At 48.4% G+C, this 24,612-nt stretch carries 18 protein-coding genes and 1 tRNA gene; 8 read left to right on the top strand and 11 right to left on the bottom strand.

From position 1 onward, the window contains the following. Nucleotides 1-49 precede the first annotated feature (49 nt). The 3 genes from hupB to ppiD all read left to right on the top strand — a co-directional run bounded on the left by hupB (nucleotide 50) and on the right by ppiD (nucleotide 2,405). A complete protein-coding gene (gene hupB, locus ACN0UY_RS04650; RefSeq protein ID WP_128351122.1) occupies nucleotides 50-322 on the top strand; it encodes a nucleoid-associated protein HU-beta in 273 nt (90 codons plus the stop codon). A gap of 7 nt (nucleotides 323-329) precedes the next feature. Next, nucleotides 330-406: transfer RNA gene (locus ACN0UY_RS04645), tRNA-Asp, on the top strand. A gap of 106 nt (nucleotides 407-512) precedes the next feature. Beyond that, entirely contained in the window at nucleotides 513-2,405 is a 1,893-nt protein-coding gene (ppiD, locus tag ACN0UY_RS04640) for a peptidylprolyl isomerase (protein ID WP_417665565.1), read from the top strand. 83 nt (nucleotides 2,406-2,488) lie between these two features. On the opposite strand, the gene ACN0UY_RS04635 is transcribed toward ppiD, so the two are convergent. The 6 genes from ACN0UY_RS04635 to ACN0UY_RS04610 are packed head-to-tail and all read right to left on the bottom strand — an operon-like array spanning nucleotide 2,489 to nucleotide 9,400. Next, nucleotides 2,489-4,198 carry a BatD family protein gene (locus tag ACN0UY_RS04635; protein WP_417665564.1) on the bottom strand — a complete coding sequence of 570 codons (1,710 nt, stop codon included), beginning with the start codon at nucleotides 4,196-4,198 and terminating at the stop codon, nucleotides 2,489-2,491. Between the two features lie 5 nt (nucleotides 4,199-4,203). Further along, nucleotides 4,204-5,988 (bottom strand): VWA domain-containing protein, encoded by a 1,785-nt coding sequence (locus tag ACN0UY_RS04630; RefSeq protein ID WP_417665563.1) that lies wholly within the window; start codon nucleotides 5,986-5,988, stop codon nucleotides 4,204-4,206. After that, nucleotides 5,981-6,979, bottom strand: a complete 999-nt coding sequence (locus ACN0UY_RS04625) for a vWA domain-containing protein (protein WP_417665562.1) — start codon at nucleotides 6,977-6,979, stop codon at nucleotides 5,981-5,983. The genes ACN0UY_RS04630 and ACN0UY_RS04625 overlap by 8 nt, the downstream gene beginning before the upstream one ends. Continuing rightward, nucleotides 6,972-7,478, bottom strand: a complete 507-nt coding sequence (locus ACN0UY_RS04620; RefSeq protein ID WP_417665561.1) for a DUF4381 domain-containing protein — start codon at nucleotides 7,476-7,478, stop codon at nucleotides 6,972-6,974. Before ACN0UY_RS04620 ends, ACN0UY_RS04625 begins: the two co-directional genes overlap by 8 nt. Further along, complete coding sequence (locus ACN0UY_RS04615; RefSeq protein ID WP_417665560.1) at nucleotides 7,475-8,443, bottom strand: DUF58 domain-containing protein; 969 nt, start codon at nucleotides 8,441-8,443, stop codon at nucleotides 7,475-7,477. The genes ACN0UY_RS04620 and ACN0UY_RS04615 overlap by 4 nt, the downstream gene beginning before the upstream one ends. Further along, nucleotides 8,444-9,400 carry an AAA family ATPase gene (locus ACN0UY_RS04610; protein WP_128351115.1) on the bottom strand — a complete coding sequence of 319 codons (957 nt, stop codon included), beginning with the start codon at nucleotides 9,398-9,400 and terminating at the stop codon, nucleotides 8,444-8,446. It lies immediately after the preceding gene. 172 nt (nucleotides 9,401-9,572) lie between these two features. Between ACN0UY_RS04610 and fadI the strand changes: the two genes are divergently transcribed. From fadI to ACN0UY_RS04595, 3 genes are read left to right on the top strand one after another with little or no spacing between them, the layout of a single operon-like run. Next, a complete protein-coding gene (gene fadI, locus ACN0UY_RS04605) occupies nucleotides 9,573-10,883 on the top strand; it encodes an acetyl-CoA C-acyltransferase FadI (RefSeq protein ID WP_417665559.1) in 1,311 nt (436 codons plus the stop codon). Further along, nucleotides 10,883-13,006, top strand: coding sequence for a fatty acid oxidation complex subunit alpha FadJ (gene fadJ / locus ACN0UY_RS04600; protein ID WP_417665558.1), 2,124 nt, complete (start codon nucleotides 10,883-10,885; stop codon nucleotides 13,004-13,006). Before fadI ends, fadJ begins: the two co-directional genes overlap by 1 nt. 33 nt (nucleotides 13,007-13,039) lie before the next feature. Beyond that, complete coding sequence (locus ACN0UY_RS04595) at nucleotides 13,040-13,237, top strand: hypothetical protein (RefSeq protein WP_417665557.1); 198 nt, start codon at nucleotides 13,040-13,042, stop codon at nucleotides 13,235-13,237. On the opposite strand, the gene ACN0UY_RS04590 is transcribed toward ACN0UY_RS04595, so the two are convergent. From ACN0UY_RS04590 to nadK, 5 genes are all read right to left on the bottom strand, one after another. Beyond that, the gene (locus tag ACN0UY_RS04590) at nucleotides 13,212-15,764 is read right to left on the bottom strand and encodes an EAL domain-containing protein (protein ID WP_417665556.1); all 2,553 of its coding nucleotides are present in this window, start codon (nucleotides 15,762-15,764) and stop codon (nucleotides 13,212-13,214) included. The two genes, ACN0UY_RS04595 and ACN0UY_RS04590, sit on opposite strands and share 26 nt — an antisense overlap. Before the next feature lie 116 nt (nucleotides 15,765-15,880). Continuing rightward, nucleotides 15,881-18,640, bottom strand: a complete 2,760-nt coding sequence (locus tag ACN0UY_RS04585) for an insulinase family protein (protein ID WP_417665555.1) — start codon at nucleotides 18,638-18,640, stop codon at nucleotides 15,881-15,883. 84 nt (nucleotides 18,641-18,724) lie between these two features. Beyond that, nucleotides 18,725-19,078, bottom strand: a complete 354-nt coding sequence (locus ACN0UY_RS04580) for an outer membrane protein assembly factor BamE (protein ID WP_417665554.1) — start codon at nucleotides 19,076-19,078, stop codon at nucleotides 18,725-18,727. 49 nt (nucleotides 19,079-19,127) lie between these two features. Next, nucleotides 19,128-20,804 (bottom strand): DNA repair protein RecN, encoded by a 1,677-nt coding sequence (gene recN / locus ACN0UY_RS04575; RefSeq protein WP_417665553.1) that lies wholly within the window; start codon nucleotides 20,802-20,804, stop codon nucleotides 19,128-19,130. A 77-nt stretch (nucleotides 20,805-20,881) separates the two neighbouring features. Beyond that, nucleotides 20,882-21,772, bottom strand: coding sequence for an NAD(+) kinase (gene nadK, locus ACN0UY_RS04570; protein ID WP_417665552.1), 891 nt, complete (start codon nucleotides 21,770-21,772; stop codon nucleotides 20,882-20,884). 125 nt (nucleotides 21,773-21,897) lie between these two features. Here nadK and grpE point away from each other — a divergent pair, with 125 nt between their 5' ends. Both grpE and dnaK read left to right on the top strand, forming a co-directional pair. Next, nucleotides 21,898-22,521: a nucleotide exchange factor GrpE gene (grpE, locus tag ACN0UY_RS04565; protein WP_417665551.1), complete on the top strand. Its 624-nt coding sequence runs from the start codon at nucleotides 21,898-21,900 to the stop codon at nucleotides 22,519-22,521. An 89-nt stretch (nucleotides 22,522-22,610) separates the two neighbouring features. After that, nucleotides 22,611-24,530 carry a molecular chaperone DnaK gene (gene dnaK / locus ACN0UY_RS04560; RefSeq protein ID WP_417665550.1) on the top strand — a complete coding sequence of 640 codons (1,920 nt, stop codon included), beginning with the start codon at nucleotides 22,611-22,613 and terminating at the stop codon, nucleotides 24,528-24,530. The last annotated feature ends 82 nt before the right edge of the window (nucleotides 24,531-24,612 follow it).

The following is a 24,612-nucleotide window of genomic DNA, read 5'->3' as shown; positions in this document are numbered from 1 at the left end:
GCAATGGAACCATGCAAATCTGATAATAACAATCTAAGGGGATGATACTGTGAATAAGTCTCAGTTAGTTGATAAAATTGCAGACGGAGCAGAAATTTCTAAAGCTGCGGCTGGACGTGCTCTTGATTCTTTCATTGAAGCAGTAACAGAAGCTTTGAAGAAAGGTGATCAAGTTGCATTAGTTGGTTTTGGTACTTTCAGTGTTCGTGAGCGTTCAGCTCGTACTGGTCGTAACCCACAAACTGGCCAAACTATCCAAATCGCAGCTGCTAAAGTACCTTCTTTCAAAGCCGGTAAAGCACTGAAAGATTCAGTAAACTAATAAAAGCGGAGCGGTAGTTCAGCTGGTTAGAATACCGGCCTGTCACGCCGGGGGTCGCGGGTTCGAGTCCCGTCCGTTCCGCCAGCATTTGCTGAAAATAACCCGAAGCTTGTCTTCGGGTTATTTTTTTTCTGCAGAAGCAGATATAATACCCGCCCAACGAATGGGAACAATTGAGGTTTAGTGGATTATGTTGGACAGGATTCGAGAAGGGTCACAAAGCTTAGTTGTGAAAGTGATTCTAGTATTGATAGCGCTGACCTTTGCGTTGGCGGGGATTGGTGGATACATTACGAACCAGCCAGAACCATCGGTGGCTGTCGTAAATGGTGAGGAAATTAGCCGGGTTGAATTTGACCGCGCCGTCGAAAATGAGCGCTCACGTCAAAAAGAGCAATTTGGTGATTTTTATGACACCTTAGCGACCGATCCAGCGTTTAACCAACGTTTACGTAGCCAAGTATTAGATGATTTGGTCAACCAGAAGCTTGTTGAGTTATTTGCTCGCGAGGCAGGACTACGCGTTTCTGATGATCAGGTTAAAGCCGCCATTCGCGAAATTGGTGCGTTTCAAGTAGCAGGCCAATTCGATAATACGAGCTATCAGATGACTCTAAGCGGTTTGGGTTATACCCCTGACGGCTTTGCTGAGCTTATGCGCCGCGATTTAGCGCGCACACAACTGTTACAAGCCATGGTTAACTCTGAGTTTGCATTGCCAAGCGAAACTGCAGCAGTGCAACGTTTAGTGAATCAGAAACGCAGTGGTTCCTATGCCACCATGCCACTTGAGCAGTACCTGAATACCGTTGAAGTTACCGAAGCAGAAATTGAACAATGGTATCAGAACAATCAGCAGGCGTTTGCTGTGCCAGAGCAAGTTAAGGTTGAGTTTGTTGCGCTCGACGCCGATGCGGTTGCTGAATCGGTTGAAGTTGATGAAAGTGTCGTTCGCGAATGGTACGACAACAACCAAGCAAATTACGAAACGCCTGACCGCTACCGTTTTGCGCATATCTTAATTGAAGGCGAAGACGAAGCAGCCCAGCAAGAAGCACAAGAAGTTCTTGCAAAGCTTACTGAAGGCGCGGATTTCGCCGAGATGGCAGCCCAGTATTCGGATGATATTTTTACCGCTGAAACGGGTGGCGATTTAGATTTTATTGAGCAGGGCACTATGGATCCTGCTTTTGATGAAGCAGCTTTCGCATTAAAAGACGTCGGTGAAATGACCGGTGTGGTAAGCACGTCATTTGGCTACCACATTATTAAACTAACTGACTTTGAAGCAGGTTCTTCGACGTCATTTGAAGAAGTACGTGACGAAATTGTTGCTGATATGCGTGAAGATCGTGTCAAGCAAGCCTATTACGAGCTACAGCAGCAGGTGTCTGAGCTAGCCTTTGATATTCCTGATACGTTGAAGCCGGTCGCTGAAGAAACGGGTTTGGCTGTGCGCGAAAGCGACTGGTTTAGTCGCAACAATGCGCCATCTGCACTGAATCATCCAGCTGCCTTGCAACGTGTATTTAACCGGGACTTTATTGATGAGCGCTTAAATAGTGACTTGATTGAAGTTACTGATAAGCAGGCCGTTGTGGTGCGTGTGGTTGACTTCAAAACAGCTTCGATAAAGCCACTTGAAGACGTTCGCGCACAAGTTTTGGATAATCTGCGTACTGAAAAAGCACAAGCTGCTGCGCGTGATGATGCCGAAGCCATTGCGGCCAAATTGCGTGCCGGTGAACCTGTGCAGGTTGAGTTGACAGCCATTGATGCGGTTGACCGTCGTTCAAGCCAGATACCGCGTGCAGTATTGCAAAGCTTATTTGAGCAAGCGGTGCCAGCTGCCGACGCCGTGCAAGTTGCCGTTACGGAGCTAACGAATGGTGATTTATCCATTGTGCAGTTAACAGACGTTGTGGACGGCGAAGTTGACGAAACGATGCAAGCGCAGATGGCTGACCAATTGGTCAATAGTTACATCCAGCAAAGCTACGGTGCATTCATTGAAGCGCTGCGTGAGCAAGCGGATATTGAAGTACGCCTTGATTCAAGCGGTAATATTCGCGAACAAGAGTAACCTTTAGTACTGTTTAAGACTGGTTAGAACAAAAATCCCGGAGCTTGCTCCGGGATTTTTTTATGGGTAACAAATACTATTCATCAGTTAGGGTAAAGCGGCGATAGACTGGGCTTGGCTTTCGGTTGTTGTTTTAAATGCTTCTGCGCTGCCTTTAGCGCACGTAGCAGTGCTTTTCCTTCTAACCATGACTTGTCCGCACTGGCATAGCGACAACGCTGTAAATGGTCGATTTGGCTGTGCAATGGTTGATGTTTAAAGTGCTCAGCAATCTCGCGTAGATCATGAATGGGTAAACTAAGCTGTTGATGTGCCCAATCACGTAATGCTTGCTCGGTTGCAGCAGCATCATTTGCTAACGCTGCGTGCTGCAACTGTTGCCATGTATGACTGGGTTTGTGAACTTGCTCAGCGTTTACGCTGACAGATTTAGTACGTTGCTGGCGTAACCACCACCAAGCCCAGGCAATTAATGTTAATAACCAAAGCCCTGCGAAAACTGCAGCCAAAACGAAGTAGGGAGACTGCAGTGGCGTCAACACGATTGAGGCATCATGTTCAGCAGAAAGTTTGCTGTCAGCATTGATAGGGGATTCAGGCTTCGCTGTTTGTTGCTCAACCGCTGATGACGCATTCGGTGCTGGCTGCACGTTGACAACTATTGGCTGCGAACTGGCTAATTGTTTTTGCTTCAGACGCGTATTAAACCACGCAACATCAAGCGCGGGCAGTGTAAGTTTGCCGCTGCTACGCGGAATAATAGCTACTGTTTGGCTACGCTGGGCAATCACACGGCCATTTCGGGTTGTACTGGCGAATTCTGCTGCTTCGGGATACACCGAAACATCTGTCAGCCCCTCGAAATTAAGCTCAGGCAGCTGCTCTGGACTTACGCCGATAGCGGTTAACCGATACGTTAAAGTTATCGGCTGACCCACTTCAACAGTCGCTTCAGGGGTAGCTTGCTCAACACTCAAACTGACTAACTCGGAAGGCAACCAATGGCCAGTCCAGTCATCAGGACTCGGGAGCACGTTAATTGATTTAGGCGCAGCCGCAGCGCTGACCGGTTGGGTGGTGGCTATTGATGAGAATACCGAGCGTCCAGATTCGCGGGTTATTTGTCCCTCAAAGATGGGACCGCGAATGGTTAATTCACCAGAACGCAGCGGAGTGACTAAATAGGTGCGCTGAAAGACTTGATAGCGCTTGCCGTTAATAATTTCATAGGACTCTTCGTCTTGGCCAAACTGGCTTACTTCGGCTTCATCAAGCTCGGGCGCAACAAGATTACCACTGTGCAAATTAGCACTCAGGTACAGTCGCGCGACTAATTTAAATTGTTGCTGCACATACACTTGATTTGATTCTAATGAAGTACGAATAAACGCAGGGCGTTGCTCAAGTTCATCTGCTGATGTGGCAGCGTCTAAAATAGTGAGTTCAATAGCGTTGCTACTGGCGTCGCCTATTTGCAATGGTGGAATACGCACAATACCCGCCATGTTGGGGGCTTGCAGATTTACGATAAATGAAGTGGTGCGAGTGGTTTCACCATTGATTACGCTGGTGCGCCGCGATGAGCGAACATTGAGCACGCGGAAATCGCGTAACTGTTCTTCGGGCTGCCAAGCCGTTTGGCTAACGTCGTCATTGATGGTGACTGTGAGTGTAAAAGGTTCGCCTTGGATTACGGGGTTTTTATCGACACTAGCAATCACTTCCGCAGTTTGTGCGGCGGCAAGCGGGCTTACAAGAAATAAGAAGGCCGCTAATACAATTGTTCTAACCATACAATTTACCACTGTTTTTCAACTCCTGGCGGCGGACTTTGACGTCTACGCTGTTGCGCTTCATAACGCATTTTATTGCGCAGTAATACGGCTGGATCATCTTCAATTCTATTCAGCCATTGTTGCATTTGCTGCTGCAATTCTTCTTCCGATGCATCACCGAACTCACTTTGCAGCGGCTTTTCTTGCTCGCCTTCAGGTGCGGCTTGCTGCTGCTCTGACTCAGCGCTTTGCTCGGTCGACTCTTGGTCTTGTTCCTGTTGCTGTTCGTCTTGACCAGTCTGTTGGTTTTTTTGCTCAGAGTCGGATTGTTGCTGTTCACCAGATTGCTGTTCACCTTGCTCGCCTTGTTGATTTTGCGAGTTATTATTCTGCGAATCACCTTGCTGGCTGTTTTCAGATTGTTGTTGCTGTTGCTCAGCAAGTTGCTCGGCCAACTCCATGTTCTCTTGCGCTTGCGACCAGTTGGGGCGTCGTTCTAGTGCTGCAGCATAAGCATTTTTTGCTTCGTCGTAGCGTTCCATTTGCATCAAGGTATTGCCTTGATTATAGAAACCTTCCGCATTGTCCAGCTGGGAAAAGTCAACCAAGGCTTGGTCATAATTACCAGCACGATAATTTGCTGTACCACGTTGCCATGCGTCTTCGGCTATCTGTGCGGCGCGTTCATTATTACCAGCGCGTAATGCCTGATCGGTTTGCTGATAAGGTGTTTGCCACAGTTTGTCCTGCCATGATAACGGCTCACGTTCATTGGCGTGAGCCGGTAACCAAAGGCTGCTGCCAAGCACAAAGCAGACGAATACGGGCAACGCACCGCGCCGCGCCAATGGGAGTAATAACAACATGATAATCGGTATCAACCACGGGCCCTGATCTTGCCACTGATCTCCAGCTTGCATGGCACTCTCTTCGCCATCACGTTGCAGCGGCGGTAGGTTGGATAGATATTCGAGGTCTTGTTGATCTGAGCGTATTTCACTAAACCGACCACCACTGCGCGCAGCTAATGTTTGCAGTGCACCGGTTTGCAGCTGTGGAATCACCACATTATTGCTTGCGTCACGCAGTAAACGACCGTCTGGCAGCGTTATGGGTGCGCCGTCTGCCGTACCTACGGCAAGTACACTCAACCGATGTTGGGTGCGGTTGAGGAAGTCGCTGATATCTTGTTGATCACGGCTGTCGATACCGTCGGTTAACCAATAAATGTCTCCCTGCGCGTATCCAGCATCTTGTAGCAGTTGATCGGCGAGGTTTAATGCCCGAATCGGATAACTTCCTGGGGTGGGCATAATGTCTGGGCTTAAGGCACGGATCAGATTGGTTAGGTTGCCGCCGTCACCGGTTAGTGGGCTAATGGTAAACGCATCTCCAGCATAAGCGATTAAACCGATCTCGCCGTCTAGTTTATCGCGTACAAGATCAGTCGCTTTGTACCGCATTTGGGTAAGTCGGTTTGGCGCAAGATCGGTGCTGTAAACAGACAATGACATGTCCATAATAACGACTGAGCCTGCTTGCAACTGAAACACCGGCTGGGGCAATCGTTGCCACGTAGGCCCAGCTAAGGCCAAAGCGGTTACCGCTAAGGCTGCATTGACCAACAGCAATGGCCAGCGTGCTGTGCGGCCCGAGCTTTCAGGTAGTAACAACGGTTTCAAATGAGCTGGTAGCAAGCGTGACCAACCGGTTTGCTGACCGGCGTTACGCCAAGCAATGACCGCTAATACAACAATAGGAATCAGTGTTAATAACCACCACGGGCGCAATAGATGGAAATCAGCCATGTTGCCTCCGAATGGTTCGTATTCTTGCGAATAAAGTGGCGAGCAAAGTAAGCATTAGAACCAGCCAGGCAGCCCCAAGCGGCCAATGGTAAAGTGCCGTTTGCGGACGGCGTAGCTGGTTTTCACCCTGCACCGGCTCGTAACTGTCTAGTTGAGTATAGATGCGCTCAAGTTCTTCGGTGCTGCGCGCGCGAAAATATTCACCACCGGTTTCAGTGGCCAGTTGACGCAGCATGCCTTCGTCTAGATCGCGACTGGGGTTAACGCGGCGTTGGCCAAAGAAGCCATCGACAATAATTTCTTCGGCACCAACACCAATGGTGTAAATTTTAACGTCGTAATATTTAGCAAGCTGCAAAGCCTGCTCAGGTGACACGTTTCCAGCCGTGTTCTGACCGTCAGTTACCAGTACCAGAATCTTGTTACTTTGCTCGCGTTCGGCAAAACGTTTAACACTCAAAGCAATCGCATCACCGATAGCCGTACGTTCACCAATTAGCCGTAACACGGTTTCATCGAGCATATCTTTCACGGTTTCACGATCAAAGGTCATCGGTGCCTGCACATACGCAGTATCCGCAAATAAAACCAAGCCTAATCTGTCGCCTACGCGGCGTTCAATAAAATCGCGCATCACGTGCTTTAACATCGTTAATCGGTCAACTTGTTCGCCCGCAATGGTCATATCAGCAATTTCCATGCTGCCGGACAGATCGACCGCGATCATCATTTCGCGCGCTTCGTTTTTAGCCGCGACGGGTTCACCAAGCCATTGAGGGCGCATCAGTGCCGCCACCAACAGCGTCCAAATGAACAAAGCGAGGTAGCGTGAAAGGCGGCCACTGCTTGGTTGTCGCTGCGTGGAGGCCATAGTTGGTAGATAAGTTACCTGAAGTGGCTGCAAGGGCTGCTTATAGGCTTTGCGGAGGCGCCAGTAAATGAGCGGTAGCGGCCAGGCAAGGATGGCCCAGAACCATGCAAAATCAATCATTGGTTGACTCCTGCAGGGCCTGTATATTTTTGCGCGACGGCGGTAAAGCTTGCCGCAACCAATAGTCAGCAAATTCAGTGTAGGGGCTTAACCACTGCTGTTGCTGCGGGGCTGGTTGGTAAGTGGCTTGGCTAACAGACTCGGCGAGGGCAGCGAAACGTTGGCGTTGTTTTGTCGACAGCTGTTGCAATAAGAAATGCCACCATTGCTGTTGGCTTTGGCTACTCACATGTTCCGCCGGGAAGTAAGCGAGCGCAGCTTGCTTGAGCAATAGCGATACCGCAGCCAGCGACTGCGGTGGGTTTTGATGCAATTGTGTAAGTGCCAAGCGACGTGCATGACGTGCACGGTATGCACGTCGTATTGCGAATAGGCTGGTCACTAACACCACTGCACCGCTAATGATGACAACGTACCAACCGATAGCTAACGGCCACCAGCTAGCCGCTGGTGCGGCAACAATATCGTGCAGTTGAACGGCAGTATCGAGCATGATCATAGCGCTGCTCCCGGCCATTGGCTTTCAAGTGCATCGCCCGCGCTGAATTGGCGTAGTTCGCCCCCCAGTTGTTGCCATTGTTGCACCAAGTGAGCTTGTCGCTGTTGCTGCGCATGCGCATAAGCGCGGCGCTGATGTTGGTCGGCAGGGTCAACGATCACGTGTTGCTCGCCATCGGTCATCGCGAGGTGTTGATGGGCCGCATGCTCGGGTAGTTTTAGTTCCAATGGATCAATAATTTGAAATGGCAGCAGTTGGCAGTGACGCTGTAATGCTAAGCAATGTTGCCAGATGGCAGGATCATCGCTCAGCCAGTCGCTAATAAGATAAATCAAACTGCCGGGCCGAGCCACGTGCTGAATGCGTTCAAGCGCAGTAGCGAACACATTGCTGTTACCACGCTGCTGTTGCCATTGGGTAACTGCGAGTTGCTGTTGATCAATTAAGTGATGAATAACATTCAATACGCCATGATGTCGACCTTGGGGTCTAATTTCCGCGTGGCCTTGACCACTGGTGATGACTGCGCCAATGCGATCGTTGCGGGCCGCAGCAAGCCAAGCCAAAGCACTGGCCAGATGGCAGGCTTGCACAGATTTAAACAATAGTTGGCTGCCAAACTGCATGCTGTCGCTTAAATCGACCACCACAAATACCGGACGCTCACGCTCTTCGCGAAACAACTTGGTATGCGGCGTACCGGTGCGAGCGGTTACGCGCCAGTCAATGGCACGAATGTCGTCGCCAGCTTGGTAATGACGAAACTCGTCAAACTCCATGCCGCGGCCTTTAAATTTGCTCAATAGCGCACCGGTGCGGCCGGGCGGTGGATTCAGTCGACGAAACCGCGCAAAGGCGTTGACCTTGCTGCGATAGTACATGAGCTCGTGACTGGCAACATGCACACCATCACTGCGCCAGGTGCTGAGCCATTGGGACACGTTAGCAGGGGAAAGCATGGTCATTTACGGCGCTGGAACAAGTTGAATAATCTGATCCAGCACGTGATCTGCGTTTATCCCGTCAGCTTCAGCTTGATAACTGAGAATGATGCGATGTCGTAATACCTTGGCATACACCGCGTGAATGTCATCAGGTGTTACAAAATCACGTTGTTGCAGCCATGCGCGCGCACGTGCGCAACGGTCAAGCGCAATGGTCGCACGCGGACTGGCACCATAACTAATCCAGCGGGCTAAATCACTGCTATAAAAACTGGGTTCGCGCGAGGCAATCACTAACTGCACTAGATAATTTTCCACCGCTTCGTCCATATAAATGCTCAACACTTCTTTGCGGGCATTGAAAATATCCTGCTGCTGCAGCGGCTTTGGCATTTCTGCCTGGCCCTGCAACTCTTCACCACGGGTTAAGCGCAAGATGTCACGCTCAGTTTCGGCATTCGGATACCCAAGGCTTAAATGCATGACAAAGCGGTCTAGCTGAGCTTCCGGCAGTGGATACGTGCCTTCTTGCTCAAGTGGGTTCTGGGTTGCGAGCACCATAAATAGTGGCGGCAACGGATAGGTTTTTTGTCCGACAGTAATTTGCCGTTCAGCCATGGCTTCAAGCAACGCAGACTGCACTTTGGCTGGGGCACGGTTGATTTCGTCGGCCAACACAATGTTATGGAACAGCGGACCTTGCTGGAATACGAACTCGCCAGTTTCCGGACGGTAAATATCGGTACCGGTTAAATCAGCAGGTAATAAGTCAGGGGTGAACTGAACCCGATGAAAGCTGCCTTCAACGCCTTTGGCCAGCGCATTTACAGCACGCGTTTTGGCTAATCCCGGGGGACCTTCCACCAGCAAATGGCCATCGGCAAGCAGCGCGATAAGCAGGCTTTCAGTGAAATCAGGTTGCCCCAATACTTGACTGTCAAGGTAGTTGCGTAATGCTTGAAACTGTTCAGCTGCCATCAGAATCCTCTGCTGTTTGTATAATACCGCTATACTATCGTTATACTCTAAGTTCGCACTTTACCGAAAACAACGGTTTAATTCTCGCCAAAGACCCGTTAAAATTTGTAACTATCTATGAGGTCAGACCAGATTAAGGAATGACCATAACAAAACAACAGAGGATAAATCTATGGCCGCACGTCAGAATCTGACCACTGCTTCAGGCGATCGCATTGCGATTGTGGCAGGCTTACGTACACCGTTTGCCAAGCAGGCGACCTATTTTCATGGCGTTCCTGCCTTGGATATGGGCAAAATGGTTGTACAAGAGCTGCTCAATCGTTACAGCTTAGACCCTCGTGAGGTCGAGCAACTGGTGTACGGCCAAGTGGTTCAAATGCCAAAAGCACCAAACATTGCTCGCGAAATTGTTTTGGGTACAAGTTTACCGGTTACAACGGATGCATACAGTGTATCACGCGCTTGTGCCACCAGCTTCCAAACTACGGTAAACGTGTTAGAAAGCATGATGGTTGGCAATATCTCAGTAGGGATTGCGGGCGGTGCTGATTCTTCGTCGGTATTGCCGATTGGTGTATCGCGCTCGTTGGCACATGCTTTGGTTGATTTGAACAAGGCCCGCACGTTAGGTCAGCGCTGGTCAATTCTGAAACAATTGCGATTCAAAGATTTATTGCCGGTGCCACCAGCTATTGCCGAGTACAGCACAGGCTTAACCATGGGCGACACTGCAGAGCAAATGGCGAAAACCCATAACATCAGCCGTGCCGACCAAGATGCGCTGGCGCACCGCTCGCATAGCTTGGCCCATGAGTCGTGGGAAGCTGGCAAGTTGGATGGCGAAGTGATGACTGCTTATGCGGAGCCGTACAAAGATTTCCTCAAGCGTGATAACACAGTGCGTAGCGATTCGAAATTGGATGGCTACGCCAAGTTACGCCCTGTATTCGATAAGAAACATGGCACTGTTACCGCCGCCAATAGCACCGCATTAACCGATGGTGCGAGCGCCATCTTGTTGATGACTGAAAGCAAGGCGAAGGCTTTAGGTTATGAGGTGCTGGGTTACATTCGTAGTTATGCGTTTAGCGCAATTGACGTGTGGGAAGACATGTTGATGGGCCCATCGTATGCAACCCCAATTGCACTTGATCGTGCAGGCATGAAGTTAAGTGACTTAACGGTGATTGAAATGCATGAAGCTTTTGCTGCACAAACACTCGCTAACATGAAGATGTTCGCCAGTAAGAAATTTGCACAAGACAAGCTGGGACGCAGTGAAGCCATTGGTGAAATTGATATGGATAAATTCAACGTGATGGGTGGTTCACTGGCTTATGGTCATCCGTTTGCAGCAACTGGCACACGTTTGATTACGCAAACTTTAAATGAATTGAAACGCCGCGGCGGTGGGGTCGGTTTAACGACTGCCTGTGCTGCTGGTGGTTTAGGTGCAGCAATGATTGTGGAGACTGAATAATGAGCGAACAAAAAGCCTTTACGCTAGAGTTACGCGACGACCACGTGGCGGTCATTCACATTGATGTGCCGAGCGAATCAATGAACACTTTAAAAGCATCTTTTGCAGACGAAGTGGCACAGGTGCTTAATCAGCTCGAACAGCAAAGCGACCTGAAAGGCGTGGTTGTGATAAGCGACAAACCCGGATCATTTGTTGCAGGTGCCGATATCAGCATGATTGATGCTTGCGAAAATGCCGCCGACACCGAGAGTCTGGCACGTCAGGGTCAAGCGATGTTCGATCGCATTGAAGCGCTGAAAGTGCCCGTTGTGGCGGCAATTGATGGGGCCTGTTTAGGCGGTGGTTTAGAGCTTGCGTTAGCCTGCCACCATCGTATTGCAACTGACAGTAACAAGACCATTATTGGTTTGCCGGAAGTTCAGCTTGGTTTGTTACCAGGATCGGGTGGTACGCAGCGTCTGCCACGCTTAATCGGCATTCAAAAGGCGCTTCCATTAATTCTTACGGGCAAACAGTTGCGTGCGAAGCAGGCGAAAAAACTCGGGATTGTTGATGATGTTGTACCGTCGAGCATTTTGCTTGAAGCTGCCGTTAAACTCGTGCTAGCGAGTAAGGCGCGGGTAAAAAAGGTGAAGCACTCGTGGTTAAATAAGGCCCTTGAAGGCACCAGTGTGGGCCGCGGAATTATTTTTAGTAAGGCGCGCGAGCAAGCTCAAGCCAAGGCTAAAGGCAACTATCCAGCTTTGGATAAGATAATCGATACGATTGCATATGGCGCTGATAAAGGCTTCCAAGCAGGGCTGGAATTTGAAGCTCGTGCATTTGGTGAGTTGGCCATGACGCCTGAGTCAAAGCAGCTACGGAATATTTTCTTTGCCACGACGGCGATGAAAAAAGAATCCGGTGCAGGCGATACCAAGCCACGCAAAGTTGAGCGCGTAGGGGTACTCGGTGGTGGCTTAATGGGCGGCGGTATTGCCTATGTAACTGCAGCCAAAGCAGGCCTTACGGCGCGTATTAAGGACATCGCTGAAACAGGCATAGTGCATGCGCTGAAATACAGCTATGACTTAATGAACAAAAAAGTGAAGCGTAAACACATGACACGTACTGAGCTTGAAGCAACCATGTTGCGTTTGAGTGGCAGTTTAGATTACAGCGGTTTTGATCGCGTGGATGTAGTCATTGAAGCGGTATTTGAAGACCTCAAGTTGAAGCAACAAATGGTGGCAGATATCGAGTCTGTGGCAAGTGAGCACACTATTTTCGCGACCAACACGTCGAGTTTGCCGATCACCAAAATAGCTGCGACCGCACAACGTCCGGAAAATGTCATCGGATTACATTATTTCTCGCCAGTTGATAAAATGCCTTTGGCTGAAATCATTACCCACAAGGGTACCTCGGATGAAACCATCGCCACCACGGTAGCGCTTGCCAAGAAACAAGGTAAAACGCCAATTGTGGTCACCGACGGTGCAGGCTTTTATGTAAACCGTATTTTAGCGCCTTACATGAATGAAGCGGCACGATTGGTGTTGGCCGGTGAACCTATTGAAGCGGTTGACAATGCTTTGGTGAAGTTTGGTTTCCCAGTTGGCCCGATGAAACTAATGGACGAAGTGGGTATTGATGTGGCTGCGAAAGTCGCTCCAATAATGGCCGATGAGCTTGGCGACCGATTCCGTGCCCCGGATGCATTTGATAAATTGTTAGGTGATGATCGTAAGGGCAAGAAGAACAAGAAGGGCTTTTACAGTTACTCGGGTAAAAAACCGGGTAAGCAAGTGGATGACTCAGTTTACGGTTTGCTTGGTATTACACCTGCAGCGAAGCTCGGCGCAGAAGAAATTGCGCAGCGCGCCGTATTACTGATGTTGAATGAAGCCGTATATTGTTTGGACGAAGGAATTATACGTAGCCCACGTGATGGTGATATCGGAGCTATCTTTGGTATTGGCTTTCCGCCGTTCCGCGGGGGACCATTCCGTTACATGGATGCTTTGGGCATTAACGAAGTAGTAAGCCGTTTACAGGACTATCAAAAACAACATGGCGATAGATATACGCCAGCACCGTTGTTGCTGAAAATGGTCGAGAATAACGAGCGCTTTTATTAAGCGCTCGTAAGTTACAACATATCTGGAGTTACAATGTTTATTGCGCTGTGTTGTTTGCTGTCTGCGCTGATGTTATACATTCAAGCTTTAACCCATGCGATGGGTGCAAAACGGTGGGGTGTTCTAGGCTTGCTCTTTGGGCCTTTTATTCTGCCGATGTTTTTCACCCACAAACGCATGCGCCTGCTGAAAGCTCAAGGCCAAACTAGTGTATCGATGCTGGTACGCTAATGTGGGCTAAAAACGCGTCGCTACTGAGTGGCTCAGCAAATAGGTAACCTTGCGCAAATTCACAGCTCAGGCGGCTTAATGTAGCTGCTTGAGCTGTATTAACAACCCCCTCAGCAACGACATCCAGCCCCATGTTATGGGCCATTGCCACAATCGAGGCAACCATATTGCGGTCACGATCGGCACCGTTGATGTCATCAACAAAGGCTTTATCGATTTTGAGTGTTTGAATGGGGAAGCGCTTTAAGTAGGCAAGCGACGAATATCCTGTACCAAAGTCGTCCAAAGCTAAATGGATGCCGCAATTATTTAACTCAGTCATGATTTCTATGGCGCGCTCAGGATCTTCCATCACCACACCTTCGGTAATCTCAAGCTCGAGGTATTCGGGCGACAGATTCTCTTCACGCAGTATGGTCATAATCCGTTTCGTTAAATCAGGCTGAACAAATTGTTTGGCTGATAAGTTGACGGCCACGCGACCTTGCACCATGCCTTGTTTGACCCATTGGCACATATCACGACAGGTTTGGCGCAATACTTGTTCACCCATTTCAATAATGAGCCCCGTTTCTTCTGCCAGCGGAATGAATTCGCTCGGATTGATAATGCCAGTGCCAGGTATATTTAAACGCACTAATGCCTCTAAGCCGACGAACTCATACGTGCGTAACGAAACCTTGGGTTGATACATCACTTGAATGTGTTTATTGCGTAATGCCTGGCGCAATTGATTTTCTACCTGCAGCCGCCGCACTGCATTTTTGTTCATGGAGTCATTGAAAAACTGGTAGCTATGACCACCGCGATTTTTCGCGTGGTACATGGCCGTATCAGCATTTTGCAGCAATTCCTGAGACGATGCGCCGTCACTCGGGTAAACCACAATACCGATTGAACTGCCAACTACAATATCGTTGTCATTGATATGGAATGACTCACCAATATGGGCGAGTATTTGGGTGGCTACATCGGTAATCACGCTCAAATCGCTGGTATCTTCAAGCATCAGGACAAACTCATCCCCCCCTAAACGGAAGAATGTATCTTGCGGTCGGCCCACTTCAGCAATGCGTTCAGCAACCTGCAGCAACAGCTGATCACCGATATCATGACCGAGTGAGTCGTTAATTTTCTTAAAGTCGTCTAAATCGAATAACAGCAGCGCATGTTGAATGCGTTTACGCACCAAATTGGCATGGCTAACCTGAAAATAAGAACGATTGGGCAAGCCGGTCAGGGTGTCTGTATTTGATAGCCTGCGCAGTTCCCGTTCTGCAGCTTTACGTTCGGTAATATCGGCAAAGGTTGCGACATAATGTGACACTCGGTCACTGTCGTCACGAATAGCATCTAAGGTCAATTCAACCTGATATAAGCTGCCGTCTTTGCGTAAATCTTCCACCTCGCCACGCCAGCTGCCATGTTGATTCAATAAACGTTTTATTTGTTCAATATATTCAGGACTATATAGTTGCAGCGCGAGCGGTCTACCGAGCATATCTTCACGCGAATACCCGGTTATTTTTGCCACTGATGCATTGGTTTCAATAACGTTGAAACTGGAATCATAAATACATACACCGTCTGAAATGTTCGTGATCGAGGTTGCTAACATTTTCAGTCGCTCTTCTGCGGCAACCAATGGGGTGATGTCTTTTAGAGTTCCGGTCATACGAATCGGTTGATGGTGTTCATCGCGCTCGACCACTTTGCCGCGATCTAAAATAGACATCCAACCCTGATCCGTTTTCACACGGTAGGTCATCTCAAAGTAGTTGGTGCTACCATCTAAATGTTTGCGCAAATTTTGTTGCACTTTACGTATATCAAGAGGATGGATATTGGTAGCGGTGCCGCGCTTACCGGCCCGAATATGATCAATGGGAAACTCATTCAGATTACGCCAACTGTTATGTCGATGAATGGTGCCGTGGGGTATATCCCAGTCCCAAAGCTGGTCACCACTGCCCCAAAGGCTGAGTTTGAGGCGCTCTTCACTGTTACGTAGTTCAACAATGGCAAGATGGCGCGCCCGTATTACAAAAAATACAGCGACCATAGCAGCTAAGAAAATAAGCGCGTAGAGCGCAATCGCCCATGGCGATAGCCAGCCTGGAGCCGCAACATCCAGCATAATTTGGCGCGTACCGGTCCATGTTTTGCCATCATATGACGCCTCAACTTTAAATACATAGTTACCATAACTGAGGTTGGTGTATGTGGCCCGGCGGTATTCGGTATCGGTGTATACCCAGCCACGGTCAAAACCTTCCAACTGGTAGCGGTAGTACAGCATGCGCGCATTGGGCGCATAGGGTGCACCAAACTCAATGCTAAAGGGGTCTTGAATAGCTGGAACGTAGAGAACTTCGGTATTATATAATTGTGGTCGGTTTCTGGGGTCAAGCTGTTGGGCACTGACGGGTTGATTAGCGAGCCTTAAATTGATTAATTCGACTTGCCAGTCTTGAGCCTGAGCTGTTGGGATGAGAATAGCAAGCAAGTAGACAATAACAATTGTCATGATTGTGTTGCGTAAACTGTAATAATGCTGTTGCAAAAGCGACACTGTCATCCCCAAATGAGGCTGTTTTTTGTACAGCTCTTCTATTTGTTATGTTATTCATCAAATTAAACAATTTAGCGGGATCTGTCAAAGTTCATGGGGCTTGCAGAGAGAAACATTTGGCTTGAGCTGTTGTTGAATAATTGTTTTACGCTTATTGAAAAGTGCTCAAAGGTCATTTGCTTAATGTCATCAGAGATACGATTTAAACGCGAAAAATCAAAATCTTGTTGTGTGATTGCACTCCATAAGCGCTGGCTTCGGGAGCGTAAACTTGAGTCTTTTTCGGTCAGTTGTTGCGTTAAGCTCTGCTGCGCTTTGCGGAACTCTTCCTCAGATATGTCAGCCATTGTCTTATCCATGGCGCCGAAGAACTCACGAATTGCCGATTCTATCGTGTCGCCATCGACTCGCGACGATTGTACGTAAAATAGCAGGTGAGGGTGCTCTTGCATCGGCAAATACGTGGTACCAACTAAGTAGCCCAACTGCTGCTCTGTGCGTAACTGGGCGAAAAATTTAGGCTGCAGAACATAGTTCATCAGCATAAATATGCCCTGATTTAGGGTGCTGGTATCCAGAGATTGCACCACAGCAATCACGGCATGGTCTGGGTGCTGTGTTTGAACTTTTAACGGCTGCTGGAGCTTAGACAGTGGTGCGGGTGTCAAATCAGCGACAGGCCGTTGCTCGGTAAGCCCCAACCAGTCCGTAAGTGCACTGTGCACCGGCTCCAATTGGGAATCGTGCAAATCACCATGGGCGAACATCTTGGCAGTTGCCTGTTGGAATAGTGCGCCGTTGGTTTGGTTAAATACAGTAAAGTCCATCTGCTCGAGCTCTTCAGCAAGCTGCAGTACCGAAAAAGTATGTGGCTGCAGTTGCACATTCAAGTATGAAAACAAGAAGTTTAATGGTTTATGTAAGAGAGCTTGGCGCCAATTTGTTAATAGGCGTTGACGTAAATCCATCCAACGCTGTTGACAAAATTTCGGCGCGGCCATGCTATGAATTAACGTTTCAGCTAACTGGGGGACATAATATGCCGGCCCCGAAACGTGCAGCGTAATACCTTGTTGTTGCGGGTAGAGATTGAAATGCAACCCAGCAATTTCCGCGTCGTAGCATTGCTCATTTAGTTTATCGAGCATTAATTCACACCACAATCGCGCTTGCGCGAAGCTTACCGGCGTAGCGATAACTTTAGGCAGTTGCAGGCCTAAATAAAGGTGCGCTTTCGGTTGGCGGAAATCTAAATCATGTAAATGCCAGCTTTCTAATCCGGGTGTAACCAGACTTTTCTCTGGAATTTCAGTAGCCTCGTTTGCTGCAATGGTCTGTAACTGCCAGGGAACTTTTAAATAGATATTGGCATCAGGTAGGCTTGCCGGAATGGGGGCGTGCTTCACGTAAGCTGTTTGACGTTCTATGCTAATGGGTTGTTTGGCGTAGTGCGTGCCATAAATCGGCTCGACTCGGTCTGTTTCCAAAGCCTTATGGATGACCGTTACGCGCATATTGTCCGGTTGCATGCAATCTAAGAATTGACGGAGCTTAGGTTCGAACAATCCATCCATTCGGTAATCACCAAAAATAATATCCTCAGCTAAATAATGGTGCAGGTTAACGGCAAGTTGCGGCGCAAGATCGCTGGCGCGAGGCTGCTCCTGAAAATGAAATGCGTTCATAACGCTAACGCGACGCTCATCATACCGCCAAGGTGTGACACCGGATTCGCGTATGGTTTGAATATAACTAAAGATTGCTGCAATTATTGCATCTCGATTGGCCATGCCTTGGTCGGTTAACTGCATGTTGATATTGAAATCTTTAAAGTTACTGCCACTTATTCCACCCCCGGCAGCTAAGGAGTTGATCCAATGTTGGTCACGCAGGTAGCCGTACAAACTACCAGGGCCTTCGTAGCCGAGCAGGTGGGCAATGTAGCTGGTGGTTTTATTGGCATAATCATCATCAATTCCGGGTAATGCGAAGGTGATAATCAGTCGCCGTGCATCTTTCAACGGTTTTACATGCAGCTCAACCCCTAACTGCTCAGGTAAGTACAAGGGGTCGTTAAGATACAACATATCGGCACAGCCACTTTGGATTGACTGACCATGGCGCTGCGCCATTTCCGCAAGCTGTTCAAGTGACTGCGGGCCAACCAACACTAAGGTCATACGGCGGGCGCAATACCAGCGCTCAAAAAAACGCAGCAACTGCTGCCGCAAGGTTGCTTGAGGCGAGTCTTTCAGAGTTGTGAGATTGCCCACCGAGAACTTACTGAACGGATGCTTCGGGTTCGATGTAGCCTTGTGCACTTGGTAAAGCCGGCGTAACTCGTCCTGGCGTTTTAATTGAAATTCGGACTCAATCGATTGCAGTTCTTTTGCAACCCACTTTTCGTCAAACAGAGGCTGATGAAAGAAACGCATGAAACGGTCAAGTGCTTGATCGAAATAAGCTGCGTCTATGTTGAAGTAATAGTTACTAAATTCGGTACCTGTCCAAGCGTTATGATTGCCGCCATGGCCACTAATAAAGGCTTGATAACTGTTTGCGTCGGGGTATTTTTCTGTGCCTAAAAACAACATATGTTCTAGGAAGTGAGCCAGGCCATGAGCGTTGTTTGGATCATGGAAATGACCAGCAGCAACAGCGAGAGCTGCGCTTGACTGTCGTGCTTCAGGTTCATGCACAAGCACACAACGCAACGCATTATCCAATTCGATAATACGGTAACTGCGTTGGTCTGTTGGGCTTTTCGTGATTGCGTGGTCGTCTAAAATCACGCGTGCCGGAGATTCGACTCCTGAGCTGTCAGTCGCCATCGTGCTCCCTAAATCAAGCTTCCAGCGCGGTAACCAACCAGAGGCCACTGCGCGTTTCGGAAGAACGCTGGCTCAGTTTGGTTATTACTGCTCCAGCGGCGTGTCGAAATTTTCTGGTCGATCGAAATTACCTTCGTAAGCAACTAACTTATCTTGCTCAAAAGTTAGAATTACTTTGTGTTGATAATCTTCGCTCTTGCTTCTACCAGAATTTAAATTAAATACGTAATACCACACATCTTGATCAAAAACATTTTCAGCGACAGGCCTGCCAACAACATAAGCAACCTGTTCTTTGGTCATACCGACGCGAAGCTGATCGATGTCACGCTGCTCAAGGTAGTTACCCTGCGGAACGTCAATCCGATACACCCAACTGTCAAAAACGGAGCATCCGCTAAGAACTAATAAACTACCTGCAATAACTAAAGCTTTCATAACACCTGCTGTTGATTAATGATTCTGTGCTCGATGATAAACAATGGACCTAACCGACCGCAAGTAATTCAGCAGCATTAGCCTTGGTTGTTTCAGTAATTTCGTCACCACCGAGTAGTCTAGCCAGTTCAATAACACGCGCATTTTGGTCAAGGTTGATCATGTGCGTCTCAGTACTGGCACCGTCTGTGACTTTATCCACACGCAGTTGCTGATGCGCTTTCGCAGCAACTTGTGGTAAATGTGTGACACAGATAACTTGATTTGATTCCCCAAGCTGGCGTAATAATTTTCCAACGGTTGCTGCAGTTGCACCGCTTACACCCACATCAACCTCATCAAACATTAACGTTGGCGTGGTTAATTGACTCGATGTAATCACCTGAATGGCTAGGCTGATGCGCGACAGTTCGCCGCCAGAAGCGATTTTGGCCAACGGCTGCAATGGTTGCCCCGGATTCGCTGTGACTGTGAAACAAACTTCATCGGTGCCCAAGCGTGTCGCTGGTGCTTGTGCTTGATGATCAACGTCAATCACGAATCGACCGTGTGGCATATTCAGTTGCTGCATGCTTTTGGCAATGCGTTCACTCAATTCATGAGCTGCCTTTTTACGGCTTTCCGATAGTTTGGTTGCAACTTGACGGTACTTAGCGGCAGCGCTTTCAACACGCGCATCAATATCGACGGACTCGGCTTGGTTGGATTCCAGCTGATTGAGCTCAGTGAGCAATTGCTGGTGATGTTGCGGCAACTGGCTCGGTTCCAACTGATGTTTGCGCGCAAGATGAACCGCTTGACTTACACGGCGCTCAGCTGTGATCAATTGCTCATCATCTAATTCAATGTTGTCTTGATAGTGGCGCAATTCGCGCGCGGCTTCTTCAACTTGTACGCTTGCATCTTTTAGCATGCGCACCGCCTCAGTGAGGGCAGGGTCTATATCTAATTGCTGCTCTAAACGGCTTACGGCGTTTTGCAATAAGCTGAAAGCGTTATTGTGCTCGCCTTCGTAGATGGCGTTCAGAGCAAAACCGGAATCCTCGAGCAATGCAGCGCTGTTCGTCAGCCGTTTATGCTGTTGTTCAAGTTCAACATATTCGCCTTCTGCCAGTGCAAATTCGTTTAATTCGGTTACTTGATAACGCAACAGTTGCAAACGCGATTCAACGTCGCTTTGTTGCTGCAGTAACTGCTTTTGTTGTTTGCGCAGGCCGTACCAACTTTGGTAGGCGCTCTGAACATTATCGAGCAACCCTTGATGGCGCGCATAAGCGTCGAGCAAACTGAGTTGGTGCTCGGGGCGGGTCAGCAGTTGGTGTTCATGTTGGCCGTGAATATTCACCAATAACGGTGCGAGTTGCTTGAGTTGCGACACAGTAACCGGGTAGCCATTGATCCATGCTTTGGAGCGGCCTTCACGAGTAATTAAACGGCGTAAGACACAGGCAGCTGGTTCATCATCTTGCAATTCTTGTTCAGCCAGCCATTGCCGGCCTGGAGAAGTCGGTTCGTTCAAATGAAAGGTTGCAATAACTTCTGCTTTTTCAGCGTCAGCACGAATTAAATCAACATCGGCACGATTACCCAAGCATAAGCCGAGGGCATCAAGCGCAATCGATTTACCTGCACCGGTTTCTCCGGTGATGGCAGTCATTCCAGAACTAAAGTCGACATCAAGTTGACGAACAACCGCAAGGTTGCGGATTTGCATATGAAGCAGCATAGGATACCTCAAGCACTGTTTAAGTATACAGTAGTTATACAGTATTTATACAGTAATGCAAGTGGGCGTAATAAAATTTAAAAAACGCGGCTACCCCAGCCCAGCTTGTTGCGTAATACGCGGTAATAGCTATGGTCTTTGGGATGCACTAAACGCAGTCGTTGTGGGTGTTGTTGAATAACAATATCGTCTTCGGGTTGCACCGACATGCGCACATGCCCGTCACAGCTTAGTTGCAGGGTGTCGTTTTCGGAAGCTGCGCGCAACCGAATAATACTGTGGCCATCCACAACAATAGGGCGACTGCTTAAAGTGTGCGGGAACATGGGTACCATACTTATTGCATCCAGCCCTGGAGTTAAGATAGGACCACCACCAGAAAGTGAATAGGCGGTAGAACCGGTCGGTGTACTGATGATTAAACCGTCGGAACGTTGGCTATATACAAATTCGTCGTTCACATACACTTCGAATTCGATCATGTGGGCAACTTTATCGGAATGCAGCACAACCTCGTTGATGGCGCGGCCCACACTTTTTGACTTGCCATTATGAAATACTTCAGCTTGCAGTAAAAAACGTTGTTCAGTTTGGTATTCGCCCGCTAACACGGCCTTTAACTGTTCAATAACGTGGTCGGGGTCGATATCCGTTAAGAAGCCGAGATTGCCACGATTCACACCAATTACCGCGATATCGGCTTCGCACAAAATGCGTGCGGCGCCGAGCATGTTGCCATCACCGCCTACCACGACCGCAAGGTCGGCGGCCTCGCCTAAACGATGCAACGGCAATATCTGGGCGCGAGTAGAATTAAGTTGCTCCGCCGTACGCGATTCAATTATCACGTCAAACCCTAAGTCGAGCAGGCTGTGTTCTAGTTTTAATAAGGTGTTGCGCGTTGCTTCGTGGTGAACCTTACCAATTAAGGCAATGCGCTGAAATTGTGGTTGTGCCTTGGTCGACATATTTTTTCCTTTTTTCGCCTGCTTTGACTTGAATCGCCAGCAGCTGACCCCATAACTGGCTGCAAGGTAAGTTATATCACAACAAATTATTGTTCATTTGTGAATTTCAACAAGAGTACGCAGTTATGACCAAAAATGATTCAAGCACGTCAGCTCAAGCTGAACAGGAAACGCAAGCGGTAGACACGCAAGCAGAAACGAAAGATCAGCAAGACGATGTGCAAGAAAATAAGCAGGATGCTGCAGCAGATACCGCGCAAGACGAAACACAACAACGTCTAGCCGATCTAGAGCTTGCTTTGAGCCAAGCTGAACAGCGTTCAGAAGATGCCAATGACCGTGCAGTGCGAGCCGTTGCCGAAATGGAAAACGTGCGTCGCCGAGCTGCTTTGGATGTGGATAAAGCGCATAAATTTGCCCTGGAAAAATTTGCCGGTGAATTATTGGACTCGGTCGATAATTTAGAGCGCGCCCTTGAAATTGCAGCTGCCGCTGATGACGTTAATCAAAGCTTCTTAGAAGGCATTGAGTTAACGCACAAAAACTTACTGTCAACGCTGACAAAGTTTGGTGTAGAAGCCGTTGGCCAAGTGGGCGATGCATTTAATCCTGAATTGCATCAAGCAATGGCAATGCAACCGTCAGAAGAGCATGAGAACAATACAATTTTGGCAGTGATGCAAAAAGGCTACACCTTGAGTGGGCGGTTGTTGCGTCCAGCCATGGTGATGGTGGTGAAAAATTCTTAATAACCCTACTTGGGGTGTTGAAAAGCGAAAAAGCTGCCCCATATCTGAGTTATCAAACCTATTTTGGATTATGAAGTTGGAGATGAATCATGGGTAAAATTATTGGAATCGATTTAGGTACTACAAACTCTTGTGTTGCGGTACTGGATGGTGGAAAACCACGTGTTATAGAAAATGCGGAAGGCGATCGTACAACGCCTTCGGTTGTAGCATTCACTGACGATGGCGAAGTGTTAGTCGGGTCACCGGCAAAACGCCAGGCAGTAACCAATGCCAACAAAACCTTATTCGCGATAAAGCGTCTGATTGGTCGTCGTTTTAAAGACGAAGAAGTTCAGCGCGATATCGGCATCATGCCATTCAAAATTGTCGAAGCTGACAATGGCGATGCATGGGTACAAATTAATGACGAGAAAAAAGCGCCACCACAAATCTCTGCAGAAGTTCTGAAGAAAATGAAGAAAACTGCAGAAGACTATTTGGGTGAGAAAGTAACGGAAGCAGTTATCACGGTTCCTGCTTACTTTAACGATGCGCAGCGTCAAGCAACCAAAGATGCAGGTCGCATTGCTGGCCTTGATGTGAAACGTATTATCAATGAGCCGACAGCCGCAGCATTGGCGTATGGCCTGGATAAAAACAAAGGCGACAACACCATTGCAGTATACGACTTAGGTGGCGGTACCTTCGATATCTCAATTATTGAAATTGACGAAGTTGACGGCGAGCACACGTTTGAAGTGTTAGCGACAAATGGTGACACGCACCTTGGTGGTGAAGACTTTGACAACCGTTTAATCAACTATTTGGTTGAACAGTTTAACAAAGACCAAGGCATTGATTTGCGTAAAGACCCATTAGCGATGCAGCGTCTTAAAGAGGCCGCTGAAAAAGCTAAGATTGAGTTGTCATCAGCACAACAAACCGAAGTGAACCTGCCGTATATCACTGCAGATGCGACTGGACCGAAGCACTTGGCCATTAAAGTAACACGCGCCAAGCTGGAGTCTTTGGTTGAAGACATGATTGCAAAAACGCTTGAGCCATTAAAGCAAGCGCTTAAAGATGCAGACCTGTCAGTTGGTGATATCAACGACATTATTTTGGTCGGCGGCCAAACCCGTATGCCGAAAGTACAACAAGTAGTTACGGATTTCTTCGGTAAGGAACCACGTCGTGACGTGAACCCTGATGAAGCAGTGGCTGTAGGTGCTGCGGTACAAGCGGGTGTCTTGCAAGGTGACGTGAAAGACGTGCTATTGCTTGATGTAAGCCCACTGTCGCTGGGTATTGAAACCATGGGCGGCGTGATGACTAAGTTGATTGAGAAGAACACAACGATTCCTACCAAGCAATCGCAAACGTTCTCAACGGCAGAAGACAATCAGTCAGCGGTAACCGTGCATGTTATTCAAGGTGAGCGTAAGCGTGCTGCAGATAACAAATCTTTAGGGCAATTTAACCTTGAAGGTATCCGCCCGGCACAGCGTGGCGCGCCACAGATTGAAGTAACGTTCGATATCGATGCCGATGGTATCTTGCATGTATCTGCAAAAGATAAGGATACTGGCAAAGAGCAGAAAATCACGATCAAAGCGTCATCAGGTTTAAGCGATGATGAAGTTGAAAAAATGGTTCGTGACGCTGAAGCGCACGCTGAAGAAGACCGCAAGTTTGAAGAAATGGTACAGGTACGTAACCAAGCCGATGCGCTTGTACATGGTACCCGTAAACAACTTGAAGAAGTTGGTGACAGCCTTGAAGCCAGCGACAAGGAAGCCATTGAAACTGCGCTTAGCGAGTTAGAAACAGCGATTAAGGGCACTGGCAACGACAAAGCGGAAATCGAAGCGAAGCAGCAAGCGCTTATCGAAGCTTCTGGCAAGCTGATGGAAGCGGCGCAAGCAAAAGCGCAGCAAGAAGGCGGCGACGCTGGCGAAAGCGCGAAGAAAGACGCTGATGATGTTGTCGATGCTGAATTTGAAGAAGTCAAAGACGACAAAAAGTAAAGGCACGCCCACCGGGTGTCTGTAGTTCAACACACGGGGGTTGCCGCAAGGTAGCCTCCGTGTGCTTGTATCAGGCAGGATA

The organism is Pseudidiomarina sp. (assembly GCF_048268165.1).
Lineage (GTDB): Bacteria > Pseudomonadota > Gammaproteobacteria > Enterobacterales > Alteromonadaceae > Pseudidiomarina.
The sequence above is the reverse complement of the archived record's forward strand: the minus strand, read 5'-3'. Positions and strand labels throughout refer to the sequence as shown.